Here is a 14,407-nt window from a genome sequence, read left to right on the forward strand (position 1 = left end):
GCGAGGGCATCCATGGCTGAGCACGACCTCTCCCAGGCCGAGTTGTTCGACGTGTTCAGCAACGCCCGTCGCCGACGGACGGTCCAGTTCCTGAAACGACAGGGCGGTTCCTGCGACCTCACGGCACTCGTCGAACGGGTCGCGGCCTGGGAAAACGACGCACCGCCGGAAGAGATCACGCGAACCCAGCGTCGCCGGGTGTACATCTCGCTGTACCAGACGCACCTGCCGATGCTCGAAGACCACGGGATCGTCGACTGGGATCCGGATGCCCACCGGATCGAACTCCTCCCCAGCGAAGAGGTGTTCGAACCCTACCTCGATCGAAACCTCGGAAGCGAACGCGAGTGGCATCGTCTCTACCTCGCGGTAGCCACGGTAGGCGTGTCCGTGTTCGCACTCGCGTGGGTCGCAATCGGTACGTCCGCAGTCGCGGCGCTCGTCGCGATCGCGGTCTGCATCGTCGTCCTCGCGCTCTCGCTCGTACAGCACGTCTCGCGACGGCCCGACCGGCAGTTCCCGTTCGGTCGTGCGAGCCGATAACAGCCAGTTCTCGTCGCCCTCCCCACACCCGATCAGGACGGTCCCCACGCCTCGCGCTCACTCGAGACGGTTCTCGATCGCTCGTTCACACACGACGGCCACGAGTCATCAGAGGGTGGAGAAATTCGCCGAGCTAGACTGCTGTTGGCCGTCTTCGCCACAGGAACTCGTCACGGATCCCATCCCGGAATTCGTTACGACAGACTGGACGAATACGGAGAACTGACTGAGTGGCCTTCGACGTCTCGATCGCGGCTCGAGGTCGGTTGTCGGTCTCGTCGACGGGTGGCCGGCTCGATCGGGGTCGCCGTCCGTTTCTCTCAGCCGTCACCGGCTGATCCGTCGTCAGTGACCGTCACCCAGAAGTACGTCTCTTCGTCGGCGTTCTCGTTCGTCGGGACGGCCGGGGAATCGCCCTCGTACAGCAGGACACTGATCCGAACGGTCTCTCCGGGACCGGCGGTCGGCGTAATCTGGCGTTGACTGGTCACGGTCGAACCGTCCGAGACGTCCGCGTCGATCTCCTGTAGCTCGGTTCGATCGACCACGAACTCGTCCTCGAGGCTCTGCTGTTGGACGACGACCGTGTACGCCGTGCGTTCGCCCTCCTGATTTTCGATCGAAATCGTGAGGGGGACCGACTCTCCGGGCTCGACCTCGCTGGGAAGGTCTCCGGCGACCAGTTCGCCGTCCTCGGTCTCCGTGTAGAGGCCGAGTTCGGTGAACCCGCCAGCGGATGCGGGAAGCAAGAATCCGACGATCAACGCGCCAATAACGGTCGCGATCGCAACGGTGAGCAGTATCGACGAGGCCGTCACCACAGCATCGTCCTCGCGTCGAATGGATAGCACGCTGGTTACCGGTGAAACGGTAAACCGATCGGATTCGGGGGTTCGAAGGCGACGAACGGCACCCAGTTGTGCGAAACCGACGCTGAACACCGCGAGAGCGGCCGCCAGTGGTTCGGTTTCGAGTCCCCACTCGGTGAACGGGAGTGCCAGAACGACGAGCGGGACGATCGTCAACGACAGGGCGAACGCGAGACCGAGACGTTCGGCGGTGTCGATCCCACGCGGGTTGGCGTTCACCCCAGGGGCTTCGCTGGCGGGTCGTTTTGCGGCCGGAAACAGCACCGACACCAGCGCGTACCCCGGGAAGAACAGCGCGAGCGGAACGGCCAGGAACAACGCCGCGAGGCTCCCGGTAGAGAGGGACGTCACGGCGACGTAAGAGAGTGCGGCGAGGATAGAAACGACCGCGAGATCGACCGGGTAGGAGAGTACGTACTCCAGTCGAGTTCGTGTGTAGCTTCGAAAGCTCATCGGCCGAACACCGCGTTCGTTTCGGCGTCCCTTCGACCGACTATCGACGATATCCGTACCATTCTCGGTATCGTTTTTCGACACACCGCTGTTTTGTTATGGCCGAGTTATCCAATCTGGCGTCGACGCAGAAAACGGACGACAATACCGGGTCACGACCGGGGTGAGTGCACGACCGGCGAGCCGATGTGTGTAATTCCGGAGACGTCTCTGGCACTGCCAGGACGGTTCCGTGATCGCGAGAGAGCGCCGATCCTCCTCGAGTACCGTCAGAATTCGACGTACTGCTCTTCCCACTCGCGGCGCTCGTCGATACGGTGGCGCCCGTCGTCGGTGATCGCGTAGTAGTTCGTGCGCCTGTCGAGTTGTCCCTTTTCGACCAGCTCCTTGTTGACCAGCGTATCGAGATTCGGGTACAGCCGCCCGTGATTGATCTCGGAACTGTAGTACTTCTCGACTTCGTCCTTGACGGTTTGGCCCGACGGTCGATCTGCGCCCGCGATGACGTACAGCAGGTCTCGCTGAAAGCCGGTCAGATCGTGCATTGCTCAATCACAGTGACCGTTCCAGTGAGTAGATATTTGTTATCCGTATCATACAGGCCTGTGGGGGCATCTTTCAGGAACTGTTCGGAGAACTAAAGTGTGCGTTCTCGAGAACGTCTCGGTTTCGTGAACGTCGGTTAGCCAGACGGAAGTGGCGTCGTCGAAATCGGTAGCGACCCGTCCACGGTGCGTCGTTCCCGTTCCAAGATCCTGATTCTCAGTTCGCTGGACGACCGTCGCCCGTCATCCAGGTACGTCGATCACGGGAGTCCCACGACCAAACGTTCAATCGTCGGTGCGTGACAGGGAGACTCGTATTCCGCCGGCACCGATTCTCACGTCGAGTTGATCGACCGTCGCCTCGTAGGCCGTCGTATGAGAACCGTCCTCCTCGAACCGGATACACTCGGCGAGGAGATCGCTCTCGAGCAGGTTGTTTATCCGCCTGTACACCGTCGCGGACGAGCTTTCGGTCCGCTCCGTCAGTTCCTTTGCCGTCTTCGGCCCGTCGCTCGTGGCAACCAGGATCGTCCGTGCACACGTATCGCCGAGGACGTCGAGCTGTGCTGCGGGGTCGACGGACGCTTCTGTCTGTGTATTACTCGCTTTCGTTGACATCGTCACTACTCCGTTGGAAGGGCTCGTTCTGTTCTCCCTCTGATGAGAGGGGATCCGATACGGGTCGCCCGGACCGTCGTGAGGCCGCGTTCGGTGACACCATAGCGTTCCAGCGACACGATCGGTAGGCGATAGTGGTATTTTATAACGATGTACCTTCTCGATCGAAGGTCTCTCGTTCTCTCGTGAAATTTCGTATTTTGACTGCGAAATACGGTATTTCGACCCTCGAATTTGGCGGGCAACACCCGATTTGCAGGGCAAATACGACGCAACTTATCTGAACTCGCGTTGAGATCGAACGAGGCTCGATTCCAGAAACCGCCGATAAACCGGTCGAAACCGCCGAAATCGGACAGAAACCGGACGTTTCTCACCCCGTTAGGGCCCCCGGTCGGTGAACGGTCTACGTCATTTATTCGCGTCTGACCCCCTGAATCCGATGATGCCCGGACGAGTACTATCACGCCGAACCTGAAACCAATCGAAATCGTCCGAGTAACTCAACCCCCACCAATGAAATCCACACGACACAACTGGCGGCCAATGGAATCGTCGACGGCAGGCGCACGCTGTCGAAACTGTGGCACGCACGTCACACAACAGTTCGCGCGCGTCTTCGGTGACAACGGTGACGTCGTCCACGGCTGTCCGTCCTGTACGACGTATCGGGAGATGCAATCCGGCGGACACCTCCCCAGTGACGAGCCTCGATAGCTCGTCCCAGGCGTCCTGTGACGTTTCTGTGCGAAGACAGTGGTACGGACACGACTAACTTTCAAAATATACGGTTAGTAAAAAATACCAGAGCTTAAAGTCGGTGGTTGGTGAAACGGACGTACGTGTATGAAGGTCGATGACGGACAGTCTGTCGAGTACGCGATTCCCATTTCCTCTTGACGATGTCTGTCCAGACGAGTAGATCGGATTCGCTCGCGGAAAGCGAAGTCTTTCACATTCTGGGTAACGACCGCCGCCGAGCGATCGTTCAACTCCTCGCGGAGGAGTCGGGTCAGGTCGACGTGTCGGACGTCGCGTCCGATATCGCGGCGAACGAGTCGGATGCGTCGTCCGTTCCGAACAATTTGTACAAGAGCGTCTACGTCTCCTTACAGCAGACTCACCTCCCGCAACTCGAGGAAGACGGCGTCATCGAGTACGACTCGGACGCCAAGACGATCGAACCCGGCGCTAACTTCGTCGCCGTGCTCACCTACATCAACGGACACGGGGACGATCGGTCACCGACCCTGCAGTTTCACCTCGCGGTCTGCGTGCTTGGTCTGCTCCTGATCGCACTCGCCGGCCTCGAGCTCCCTGTCGTCTCGGGTCTGGATCCGGTGTTCTCGAGCGTGTTGGTGTTGCTCGCAGTGGCCGCCAGTAGTCTCTATCGGTTGTTGAGTTGATCCTCGCCCGGGCCCGGTCGGTGTTTCCTCTCGATCGAGTGTGATCGCGGCCGGATTCGCCGACTCGAGTGGCTGGCGTCGTAGTCGTTTTCGTATCAGGTGACGACTGCAACGATTGATACGGTTTGCTGTAACGATTTGCCGGTGTGACCGCACGACGGGGTCGCGGTCGCACCGGAAATGGCTTACAGTAGACCGTATGACACACTGATCGCCGATCGGTCAGTCAGTTCGTGTATAATACGAGTCGTGGATAACGTGAGTGGCTACTATCGCTGACACTGTTTGGACACCGATCTCACAGCTATCCCACGGTGTTGTACACTGATCTCAACGACCACGATAGCTCTGACGCGATCGGTTACCACGAGAAGAGACGGCCACAGTACCGACGAGAAAATCCGCATGCGCTCCGTCCGTTGGACTAGTGGCTGATCAGGCCGGGACGTTGATCATCGGCTCGGCGACGCCATCGTCGTCCCCGTCATCGACGTGTTCGTCGTCCGCAGGCTGTTCGTCGTGTTCGCCGTCGACGGTGACGACTGCGTCGTCGGTCACCGGTTCACCGGCGAACTCGTACGGGCCGTCGACGGTGCCGTCGGATTCGACGAAGTCGAACTCCTGGTCATCGTTGGTGTCGCGGTGGGGCATCGCGATCAACGTTTCGTCCTCCTCGAGTGGCTCGTCGAGCGTTATCTCGACGTTCTCGTGAGTCCCTTCCTCGAGGTACTCCGAGGCGCCGATAACGCTTCCGACGACGTTTCCGACGAGAAGGCTACTGTCGTGGATCGCCACGAATCCGCCGCTGGCCATCGTGACCTCGTCGACGACGACGGTCTGTCCGTCGGATGCCTGGTCTTCGAACGTCACCTGTGCTGGCTGTGGTTCTTCCTCAACCGGTTCCTCGTCGACTGGTTCCTCGTCGACTGGTTCCTCGTCGACTGGTTCTTCGTCAACCGGTTCCTCGTCGACCGGTTCTTCGTCAACCGGTTCCTCGTCGACCGGTTCTTCGTCAACCGGTTCCTCGTCGACCGGTTCTTCGTCAACCGGTTCCTCGTCGACTGGTTCCTCGTCGACTGGTTCCTCGTCGACCGGTTCTTCGTCAACCGGTTCCTCGTCGACCGGTTCCTCGTCGACCGGTTCTTCGTCAACCGGTTCTTCGTCAACCGGTTCTTCCTCAACCGGTTCTTCCTCAACCGGTTCTTCCTCAACCGGTTCTTCCTCGACCTCGTCGGTGAGTTCGAGGGTCGCCACCTCACCGAACTCGTCGGTGAGTACCATGTGGATGTACTCTCCAGCCTCGAGACCCTCGGTTTCGACGTCGAAGACGACGTCTTCAGTCTCACCGGCGTCGAGCGTTACTTCCTGTGCCTCGACGAGGTCGCCCTCGAGTCGGAACTGAACGTCTTGTGTCGCTTCGTCGTCACCGGGATTGGTGACCGTGGCCGTAACGGTGATCGTCTCACCGACTTCCGCGGTCTCCGGTGCGTCGAGTGCATCGACGGTGAACGATTCGGTCGGCTCTTCTTCAACGGGCTCCTCGTCGACCGGTTCTTCTTCGACCGGCTCTTCGGGTTCTTCAGGCTCCTCCTCGACCGGTTCTTCCTCAACGGGTTCTTCAGGTTCTTCAGGTTCCTCCTCGATCGGTTCTTCCTCAACAGGTTCTTCCTCGACCGGTTCCTCTAAGACGGGTTCGTCCGGAATTTCGATCAGAAGGAAGACGTTCGCCTGTTCGATCGTCACCTCGAGTCGCAGATCTTCGTGCGTTTCTTCCTCGTAGCCGTCGTCATCGATGCCGTTGTCGTCGACGTCGTTGTCGTCATCGATGCCGTTGTCGTCGACGTCGTTGTCGTCATCGATGCCGTTGTCGTCGTTCAGGACATCGTCATCTTCCTCGACATCGTTCTCGAGGTCCTCGTCGTCAGCCGGCATCTCCTCGTCCGGCACGTCGTCGAGGTGATGGACGACGAAGATCGTCGCCTGTTCGATCGTCACTTGATGCTCGTCGTCCTCGAGATCGTTGTCGTCGACGCCGTTATCGTTGTCTTCATCGAGATCGTTGTCGTCGACGCCGTTGTCATCGTCGTGCTCGTCGTCGAGTCCGTCGACGACGACGAAGATCGACGCCTGATCGACGGTGACGTCCATCTCGTCCTCGTCGTCGTTCGCTAGGTCGTTGTCTTCCTCGAGGTCGTCGTCGGCCTCATCCTGCAGGGAATCGGCCTCGAGCACGACGAAGGCGGTTGCTTGGTCGATCGAAACCTCGGTGTGGTCGTCGAGGCCATCGTCGTTGTCGTCGACGTCGTTGTCGTCATCGAGGCCATCATCGACGTCGTTGTCGTCATCGAGACCATCGTCGACGTCGTTGTCGTCATCGAGACCATCGTCGTTGTCATCGTCGACGTCGTTCTCGTCGTCTTCAAGCCCGTTTTCGTCGTCGACACCGTTGTCATCGTCCTCGGTGTCTTCTCCGATCGTCGTAACGGTCGCTTGTTCGATTGTGACGTCGAGGCTGACGTCGCTCATTCCGACTGCGGCGTACTCTCCGTAGTCGTCTTCGTCGTTGTAGTCGTCTTCGTCGTTGTCGTCGTAATCGTCTTCGTACTCGTCGTCGACATCGTTGTCATCGACGCCGTTGTCGTTGTCGTCGTAATCGTCTTCGTACTCGTCGTCGACATCGTTGTCATCGACGCCGTTGTCGTCGTCGTCGATGCCATTGTCATTGTCGTCGATGTCGTCGTCGAGTTCGTCCTCATCGGGGATATCCCCGACGTCGTGTACGACGTATATGTCCGCGTGTTCGATCGTCACTGTCCACGATACGTCCTCCATGTCGAGGTCGTTCTCTTCCTCGATCAGTTCTTCGTCACCGGCGTCAGTGTCGTGCTCGTCGAGCGCCGCAGGCGCTCCCACGGCCATCGCCCCCGTCGAGCCGACCATCATCAGCGCAGTGAGTACTACGAGTAGCTTCTTGCGTGCGTTCATAGTTGCCGTGAAGGCACCGGTTCAACGCGGCGTTAGCGCATAAACCGGCGCATCGATTTCGCCGAGAAACAGATCACTATGCGACATGCCGTCGAATTGTCGCTGGGAAAAGAGCGATTAGCGGCGTCGCGGATCACTCGTTTTTTGGCTGTTCGGGCGACTTCGAAGCGGTCGGCTCGTGATCCGGCAAGCAGACGAGATTCTCCCGCCCCAGACGCAGTTTCGTTATCTGACCGTCCTCCTCGAGTTCTGCCAACAGTCGGCTAACCTTCGCTTTGGACCAGTCGACTGAGTCGACGATCTTCGATTGCTTCATCCGCCCGCCGTTCTCACTGACGAGTTGCTGAACTCTCTCCTGATCGGTCACGAACTCCTCACGCGCGGCCTCACCCACGCCTGCAAACGATCGTCGATTCTCGATGTGATTCCGGAGGACGAGTGCCCCCCCGAATACCGCGAGTGCCACGATCCCGACGAGCGCCGCGAGGTGTGATTGACCACCGACCACGAGCGGGACGAGTGAACCGAACGCGAGACACTGTCCGGTCTCGAGTCCGTAGAGAACGGAATCAAACGGCGTCGTTGTGAGCGGATCTGAAGGTATCCGGCTACTGAAGTGAGCAGTCATGACGTCTGAACGTGTTCGAATGCAGTCACTCGATACGGTACGATCGATGGCAACCACCTAAGTATTTTTTATTGATCATATAGTATTTTGTTTTATCTGTATATCATTTCCAATCAACTGTTCGAAGATCCGATGAGTAGCGTCGTGGAGAGTACTCACCGTCCATCCGATGCATCGTCTCTCGAAAGCGTTCTCATACTATCCGGATAAACTCGGCCAGACGTTCGGTACAACTAGCTCGAATTCTCGCCGTGTTCACGCGGTAAGAGTCGATTTTCCTGATCGTCGGTACCGAGGTCGCCATCGTACGGGCCAGTCGATCCTCGATCGCGAAACGACTGCCAGCTCGCCTCGAGCGAGACGGACTGCTATCCGTTATCGTAACAGCTGCAACGATCGATACACTGATCGCCGAGCTCACGGGTCACTGCGTTCCCCGCTCGCTACTCCGCAGTTCTCCCTGGTGGTTCGAAAACCGAAGATTTTCATCATCACGACCGGTGGTCGTTCGAACGACTTCGCTCGTTTCCGAACCACGCTTCCGTCTGGCGATCAGGTGCGCGACGACGTACAGTGGTTACTATCGCTCCGGGAGATTCAGTGACGGATCACAGTTGTGTGGTGTATCGAGATGAGAGTCTGTACGGAGAGCGTTGGGATCTCGAGAGGGGGTTGGGATCTACACACCAGGGACGCCAACGGCATCGAACCCGGTCACGCCGACCAACGCGAGCACGTACAGGACGACGAGTACCGAGAGCCAGGCGACGATGGTGATCGCGGCCGCATCGACCCAGCCGCCGGGGTATCGGGCGTTGACCACTGCGAGGTACGCGACGAATACGAGAAGTGGCCCAAGCAACGGGATCCATCCGAAGAAGAACCCGACGATGCCCCAGACGATCGCTCCGATCAGTGCGGTGATGATCGCGTACGTGTAGTCTTCAGCATCGACGATCAGTTTCGCTCCGACGAAGATCCCAAGCGCGCCGATCAGGAGGCTGACGACGAATACGATGAGGCTGTCGATCATACTTCTGGATACGGAGCCCGAATACCGATAGTTATCTCTCACCTACAGGGACCTGTACGGGACTTCAACGGATCGAACGTCGATCGATTCCCGAACCGAAGCCGACGGCTTCGAGCGAAATACGTCAGTGTCTCCGTAACGGTTGACGGAACTTATCTACGATCACTCGACCCACGGATCGAAGTCGAGCAGGACTCACCGCTGATCCGATGGGCTGTCGACGACCGGTCTGTCGGAGTCGATCGAAACGCCCAGATCGGTTTCGTTTACGAGCGCTCGAATCCCCGTCTCCAGGCCGATACGCGCCTCGAATCCGAGTTCGCGGCGCGCCTTCGAGACGTCGGCACGGCTGTGTCTGATATCACCTGGCCGCGGATCGCGGTGAACGATCGTCGAGGACGAGCCGACCACGGTCCGAACGGTCTCCGCGAGCGTCCGGATCGACGTTCGCTCACCGGTCCCGACGTTGTACGCGCCACCCACTATCTCCGTCGTCGCCGCCCGGAGGTTCGCCCGAACGACGTCGCTGACGTGGACGAAGTCACGAGTCTGTGAGCCGTCACCCTCGACGGTGATCGGCTCTCCCGCACGCGCTTGCTCGAGAAACGTCGCGATGACCCCGCTGTAAGGCCCCTGCTGACGGGGTCCGTAGACGTTGAAGTAGCGCAACGTCACCGTCGGTAAATCGTACAGATCGGCGTAGAGGCGCGCGTATTGGTCGAGCGCGAGTTTCTGGACGCCGTAGGGAGAGGTCGGATCCATCGACGCGGACTCGGTTACCGGGAGTTCGTCCGGATGTCCGTAGGTCGCGGCGCTCGAGGCGACGACGACGCGCGCGTCCTCGTGACGCGCTCGCTCGAGGAGTTTGAGGCTCGCCTCGAGGTTGGTCTCGTGACTGTGGCGCGGATCGTCGACGCTCTCGGTGACGCTGACGATGGCCGCCTGGTGGAAGACGAGGTCGACGCCGTCCATCGCCGGCTCGAGGACGTCTTCGTCGCCGACGTCACCCTCGATCACCGTGACGTCGTCGGGAACGTACTCCCGATGGCCGTTCGAGAAGTCGTCGAGGACGCGAACCTCGTTGTTCGGCCGGAGGGCGTCGACGAGGTGACTGCCGACGAACCCCGCACCGCCGGTTACGAGCACCGTGTTATCGCGAATCGCTGGCGATCCCATTACCGGCTGGAGCACCCGGCCTCCGTTTAGTATGGAAGTCCTACTGCGCTGTAACCGCCACCTACTCGGCGTCAGCGGGTGACGAACGGACGAACCGAGCGACGCCGATACGGTTTACTGTCGATCATTTCCGGTGAAACTGCGACCTGGGCGGCGCTCTCACCGGGTAATCGCTTCAGCAATCCGTATGAAGCGTTCGACCGCCGCTCGAGGAGCCAACAGAAGCTATATGCGCGCCCCTCGGCAACGCCACGGCAATGACCGTCGATCTCGTCGTGCGAAACTGTACCGTCGTCACACCCGACGGCCGCTCACCCGACTCGGGAATCGCGGTCGAGGACGGAACGATCGTCGCCGTCGCCCGGAGCGGCCGACTTCCCGACGGCGACCAGGTCCTCGACGGCGGCGGCGCGGTGCTAGTCCCCGGAATCGTGGACTGTCACATCCACAACCGGGAACCCGGCCTCGAGTACAAAGAGGACTGGGAGTCCGCGACGCGGGCCGCGGCCGCCGGCGGCGTGACGACCGTCGTCGGCATGCCGAACACCGATCCCGTTATCGACAGCCCGGAGCATCTGGAGTTGAAGTTCGAGCGCGGCGAGGCGAGCGCACACGTCGACTTCCAGAGCTACGCCGTCGTGACCTCCGAGAACCTCGAGTCGATCCCCGACATCGACGAGGCCGGCGCGCTCGGGTTCAAGATCTTTCTCGGTTCGACGGTTGGCGACGTCCCGCCGCCGAGCGACGGCGAGATCCTCGAGGCGATGGAGCGGATCCGTGAGACTGGCAAACGACTGGGCTTCCACGAGGAAAACGGCGAGATCGTCGATCACTACACCGAGCGGTTTCGTGCCGCGGGGCGGAACGAACCCATCGATCACGCCCATTCGAGGCCCGTGATCGCCGAACGAGAGGCGGTCGAACGCGCCATCACGTTCGCCGAGGAAACGGGCGCGAAGATCCACATGTTCCACGTCTCGTCGGGATCGGCCGCGAAGGCGGTCGCCCGCGGCAAGGGCCGCGGCGTCGACGTCACCGCGGAGACGACGCCACACTACCTCTGGTTCACCGAAGACGTTCTGCGCGAGAAGGGAAACGTCGCCCGCATTCAGCCGCCGATTCGGGACGCCGACGAGCACGAACACCTCTGGCGCGTCGGCATCGACGAGGGCGCGATCGACTGCATCGCGACGGACCACGCCCCTCACACCGACGAGGAGAAACTGGTCGAGGACCCGTTCGGAAACACCTGGGACGCGATCTCGGGATTCGTCGGCCTCGAGACGGAGGTGCCGGCGATGCTCACCTTCGTCGACGAGGGCCGATTCACGCTCGAGGAGTGGGTCAGCCGCCACTCGCGGCGTCCGGCCCAGATCTGGGGGATGTATCCGCAGAAGGGATCGCTCCGGATCGGCACGGATGCGGACTTCACGATCGTCGACACCGATCTGGAGTGGACGCTCGAGGACCGCGAGGAGTTACACTCGAAGACCCGCGTGACGCCGTTCGAAGGCGAATCCTTTACCGGAAAAGCGGTCGCGACGGTCGTCCGCGGCGAGGTCGTCTACGAGGACGGCGACGTCGTCGGAGAGTCGGGATACGGGACTCGAGTCGACGTCGACTAACCTGGCGCCCCTCTGCGCGGTGCTTCTGATAGGCGGTTTCGCTCCTGATAGGCAGTTTCGTTCCTGATAGGCGATTTCGCTCGGTGTCGGATAACCAAACATTAGTGTGGATCGGTCCCGAACCGGGAGACACGAATGCCCTCCTCTCCGCTCGCGATCGAGGCTGACGGATTGACCAAGCGCTTCGGGAGCGACGTCGCCGTCGACGGCGTCGATCTCACAGTCGACCGCGGAACGGTCTACGGCTTTCTCGGCCCGAACGGGGCCGGGAAGACGACGACGATGCGGATGCTGACTACGTTGACGCGGCCGACCTCGGGCGAGGCGTGGATCGTCGGAAACCCAGTCACCGATCGCGACGCCGTCCGCGGATCGATCGGCTACCTTCCCGAGGAACCGCCAGTCTTCGAGGAGCTCAGCGGGTGGGAACAACTCGAGTACGCCGCGCGGCTTCGGGACATTCCCGCCGAGCGGGCGAACGCCCGGATCGACGCCTGGCTCGAGCGTTTCGGGCTGGCCGACGACGCCGGCAAGCGGATCGACGACTACTCGAAAGGAATGCGACAGAAGGTCGGCCTCGTCCAGGCGCTGTTGCACGAACCGGAGGTCGTCTTTCTGGACGAGCCGACGAGCGGGCTCGACCCGCGTGCCGCCCGGACTGTCATCGACGCCATCGCGGAGATGGCCGACGAGGGTCACACGATCTTCCTCTCGACGCACATCCTCCCCGTCGTCGAGGAACTCGCCGACACCGTCGGCGTCCTCTCTGACGGCCACATCGTCACGGAGGGAAGCCCAGAAGCGCTGACCGCCCAGATCGAAAGCGAGGCGGACTCGACGCTCGAGGACGTGTTCCTCTCGGTGACGACCGACCACGGCTCCCGCCAGGCGCGACCGGCCGAGTGACCATGACGTCGTTGAATCACGTCCACGCCATCGGTCGAACCGAGCTGCGACGCCAGTGGCGTGCCCTCCAGGAGAACCCGACACAGCTCATCGGGTTCCTGTTCGCCGGGATCTTCTTCGTCCCGATGGCACTCGCCGGCCTGGTCGGCGCGTTCTTCTTCGGTCACAGCATCGCGTCGGGCTCGCTCGAGTCGCCGCGGTCGTGGGGTCGGCTCGTTCTCGTCTACGCTTGGGTGTTCGCCGCCGGCTTCGGCGGCTATCGGGCCTACTCGACGGCGCTTCGACCCGATCGCCTCGACGGCATGCTGACGACCGTCTCCCACCGGGAGTTTCTCGGCGGGCTCGTTTACTCCGAACTGCTTCTCTGGGGAATCCCGACGGTCGTCTACAGCGCCCTCGCGTCGATCGCCTTCGCCGCCGGCTCTCGCTCTCTGTGGGCGATACCGTTTTCGTTCGGTGCGCTCGTCCTGGCGCTTTCGACCGCGCTCGCGGCCGGACAGCTCGTCGCCCTCGTCGTCCGGAACGCCGGCGTTCGGTCGAAACTGCTGAGTCGTCTCCGGACAGTCGTGTTCATCCTGATCGGTCTCGTCTACTTGGCGGTCATCTTCACGCAGAACTTCGCGGCCGTGCTCGATCCGCTGTTGTGGGCGCTCGAGCCGACGCCGGTCGGCTGGTACGGCGATCTGGCGCTTCTCGGGACGGCATCGGACGTCTCGGTCGGCCGGGCGGCTGGCGCCGTCGTCTCGAGTGCCGTCGTCTTGGCCGTCGCCGCGTTCGTTCTCCCGCGACTCGCCGAGTTGCTCTGGTACGCCGACGGGGTCCACGTCGAACACGAGGTGGAGTCGACGGCTGGATCGTCCGCGACGGGGCAGTCCCGTCTCGCCGCGATCCTCCCGCGATCGGCCGTCGGAGTCGTCTGGACCGACTGGAAGCGGGCGAAACGGGCGCCGATCACGCTCTCGTTCGTTCTCTATCCGTTAATTTTCCTGATCAACCCGATTCTGACGGTCGTCCGAACGGGAGCGGTCGGGAGTTCGTTCCCGCTGTGGATCGCCCTCTGTAGCGCCTGGATCGCCGGGGTTCTCTTCTCGTTGAACGCCCTCGGAAACGAGGGCGCGGTGCTTCCGACGACGCTGTTGAGTCGAGAACCCGGCCGGGCGGTCGTCCTCGGACACGCCTTCGCCGGCGCGGCACTCGTCGCACCGATCGCGGTCCCTGCGACGTTCGTCCTCTCGCTTTTGAGCCCACAATCGATCGGAACGACGCTTTCGTTGACCCTCGGAACCGTCGTCCTCGTCGCGTCTGCCGGGCTGATCGCCTCCGGAATCGGCGCGTCCATCCCCAAGTTCGAGGCGGTCAACGTCTCCCGGAGCACCCGCGCGGTCGTTCCGAGCGTCGTCGCGTTCGGGGTGTTCTCTCTCGTTCTCTCCGTGGTCGCCGTCCCGTTGCTCGCCGGCCATAGCGCGCTCGTCGGCGGTTGGATCGCATCACTCCTCGGCACGTCACATGCCCTCGTCGCGGCCGCAAGCACGGTCGTGACCGTCGCCATCGCGCTCCCGGCGAGCGCGCTCTCGGCTCGCCACGCGGTTCGTACCGTCGAGTCGTATCACTTCGATTGAT

At 61.4% G+C, this 14,407-nt stretch carries 13 protein-coding genes; 6 read left to right on the plus strand and 7 right to left on the minus strand.

The features are described 5' to 3' along the window. Positions 1–12: 12 nt before the first annotated feature. Positions 13–543, plus strand: a complete 531-nt coding sequence (locus AB7C87_RS16685; protein WP_369730626.1) for a DUF7344 domain-containing protein — start codon at positions 13–15, stop codon at positions 541–543. Positions 544–863: 320 nt separating this feature from the next. On the opposite strand, the gene AB7C87_RS16690 is transcribed toward AB7C87_RS16685, so the two are convergent. The 3 genes from AB7C87_RS16690 to AB7C87_RS16700 all read right to left on the minus strand — a co-directional run bounded on the left by AB7C87_RS16690 (position 864) and on the right by AB7C87_RS16700 (position 3,028). Next, the gene (locus AB7C87_RS16690) at positions 864–1,865 is read right to left on the minus strand and encodes a DUF1616 domain-containing protein (protein ID WP_369730628.1); all 1,002 of its coding nucleotides are present in this window, start codon (positions 1,863–1,865) and stop codon (positions 864–866) included. Between the two features lie 269 nt (positions 1,866–2,134). Further along, positions 2,135–2,410: a PadR family transcriptional regulator gene (locus AB7C87_RS16695; RefSeq protein WP_369730630.1), complete on the minus strand. Its 276-nt coding sequence runs from the start codon at positions 2,408–2,410 to the stop codon at positions 2,135–2,137. A gap of 285 nt (positions 2,411–2,695) precedes the next feature. Continuing rightward, entirely contained in the window at positions 2,696–3,028 is a 333-nt protein-coding gene (locus AB7C87_RS16700) for a helix-turn-helix domain-containing protein (RefSeq protein ID WP_369730631.1), read from the minus strand. A 546-nt stretch (positions 3,029–3,574) separates the two neighbouring features. Between AB7C87_RS16700 and AB7C87_RS16705 the strand changes: the two genes are divergently transcribed. Together AB7C87_RS16705 and AB7C87_RS16710 are read left to right on the plus strand one after the other, a co-directional pair. Next, positions 3,575–3,745 carry a DUF7563 family protein gene (locus tag AB7C87_RS16705; protein ID WP_369730632.1) on the plus strand — a complete coding sequence of 57 codons (171 nt, stop codon included), beginning with the start codon at positions 3,575–3,577 and terminating at the stop codon, positions 3,743–3,745. A 185-nt stretch (positions 3,746–3,930) separates the two neighbouring features. After that, positions 3,931–4,434, plus strand: coding sequence for a DUF7344 domain-containing protein (locus AB7C87_RS16710; protein WP_369730634.1), 504 nt, complete (start codon positions 3,931–3,933; stop codon positions 4,432–4,434). 435 nt (positions 4,435–4,869) lie between these two features. On the opposite strand, the gene AB7C87_RS16715 is transcribed toward AB7C87_RS16710, so the two are convergent. From AB7C87_RS16715 to AB7C87_RS16730, 4 genes are all read right to left on the minus strand, one after another. Beyond that, complete coding sequence (locus AB7C87_RS16715; protein ID WP_369730635.1) at positions 4,870–7,419, minus strand: DUF7282 domain-containing protein; 2,550 nt, start codon at positions 7,417–7,419, stop codon at positions 4,870–4,872. Between the two features lie 133 nt (positions 7,420–7,552). Beyond that, positions 7,553–8,047 (minus strand): helix-turn-helix transcriptional regulator, encoded by a 495-nt coding sequence (locus AB7C87_RS16720; RefSeq protein ID WP_369730636.1) that lies wholly within the window; start codon positions 8,045–8,047, stop codon positions 7,553–7,555. A gap of 679 nt (positions 8,048–8,726) precedes the next feature. Then, positions 8,727–9,080, minus strand: coding sequence for a hypothetical protein (locus tag AB7C87_RS16725; protein ID WP_369730637.1), 354 nt, complete (start codon positions 9,078–9,080; stop codon positions 8,727–8,729). Between the two features lie 195 nt (positions 9,081–9,275). Then, complete coding sequence (locus tag AB7C87_RS16730) at positions 9,276–10,256, minus strand: NAD-dependent epimerase/dehydratase family protein (RefSeq protein ID WP_369730638.1); 981 nt, start codon at positions 10,254–10,256, stop codon at positions 9,276–9,278. 257 nt (positions 10,257–10,513) lie between these two features. On the opposite strand from AB7C87_RS16730, the gene AB7C87_RS16735 reads away from it, so the two are divergent. The 3 genes from AB7C87_RS16735 to AB7C87_RS16745 all read left to right on the plus strand — a co-directional run bounded on the left by AB7C87_RS16735 (position 10,514) and on the right by AB7C87_RS16745 (position 14,406). Further along, positions 10,514–11,881, plus strand: coding sequence for a dihydroorotase (locus tag AB7C87_RS16735; RefSeq protein WP_369730639.1), 1,368 nt, complete (start codon positions 10,514–10,516; stop codon positions 11,879–11,881). A gap of 135 nt (positions 11,882–12,016) precedes the next feature. Further along, positions 12,017–12,787, plus strand: a complete 771-nt coding sequence (locus AB7C87_RS16740) for an ABC transporter ATP-binding protein (RefSeq protein ID WP_369730640.1) — start codon at positions 12,017–12,019, stop codon at positions 12,785–12,787. Positions 12,788–12,789: 2 nt separating this feature from the next. Continuing rightward, entirely contained in the window at positions 12,790–14,406 is a 1,617-nt protein-coding gene (locus AB7C87_RS16745; RefSeq protein WP_369730641.1) for a hypothetical protein, read from the plus strand. The last annotated feature ends 1 nt before the right edge of the window (position 14,407 follow it).

Origin of the sequence: Natrarchaeobius versutus, from assembly GCF_041205745.1 — an archaeon.
Taxonomy (GTDB): domain Archaea; phylum Halobacteriota; class Halobacteria; order Halobacteriales; family Natrialbaceae; genus Natrarchaeobius; species Natrarchaeobius versutus.

Excerpts from the sequence above, each read along its gene's own strand:
- AB7C87_RS16685 (WP_369730626.1), top strand. The coding sequence starts at position 13 with ATGGCTGAGCACGACCTCTCCCAGGCCGAGTTGTTCGACGTGTTCAGC.
- AB7C87_RS16690 (WP_369730628.1), bottom strand. The coding sequence starts at position 1,865 with ATGAGCTTTCGAAGCTACACACGAACTCGACTGGAGTACGTACTCTCC.
- AB7C87_RS16695 (WP_369730630.1), bottom strand. The coding sequence starts at position 2,410 with ATGCACGATCTGACCGGCTTTCAGCGAGACCTGCTGTACGTCATCGCG.
- AB7C87_RS16700 (WP_369730631.1), bottom strand. The coding sequence starts at position 3,028 with ATGTCAACGAAAGCGAGTAATACACAGACAGAAGCGTCCGTCGACCCC.
- AB7C87_RS16705 (WP_369730632.1), top strand. The coding sequence starts at position 3,575 with ATGGAATCGTCGACGGCAGGCGCACGCTGTCGAAACTGTGGCACGCAC.
- AB7C87_RS16710 (WP_369730634.1), top strand. The coding sequence starts at position 3,931 with ATGTCTGTCCAGACGAGTAGATCGGATTCGCTCGCGGAAAGCGAAGTC.
- AB7C87_RS16715 (WP_369730635.1), bottom strand. The coding sequence starts at position 7,419 with ATGAACGCACGCAAGAAGCTACTCGTAGTACTCACTGCGCTGATGATG.
- AB7C87_RS16720 (WP_369730636.1), bottom strand. The coding sequence starts at position 8,047 with ATGACTGCTCACTTCAGTAGCCGGATACCTTCAGATCCGCTCACAACG.
- AB7C87_RS16725 (WP_369730637.1), bottom strand. The coding sequence starts at position 9,080 with ATGATCGACAGCCTCATCGTATTCGTCGTCAGCCTCCTGATCGGCGCG.
- AB7C87_RS16730 (WP_369730638.1), bottom strand. The coding sequence starts at position 10,256 with ATGGGATCGCCAGCGATTCGCGATAACACGGTGCTCGTAACCGGCGGT.
- AB7C87_RS16735 (WP_369730639.1), top strand. The coding sequence starts at position 10,514 with ATGACCGTCGATCTCGTCGTGCGAAACTGTACCGTCGTCACACCCGAC.
- AB7C87_RS16740 (WP_369730640.1), top strand. The coding sequence starts at position 12,017 with ATGCCCTCCTCTCCGCTCGCGATCGAGGCTGACGGATTGACCAAGCGC.
- AB7C87_RS16745 (WP_369730641.1), top strand. The coding sequence starts at position 12,790 with ATGACGTCGTTGAATCACGTCCACGCCATCGGTCGAACCGAGCTGCGA.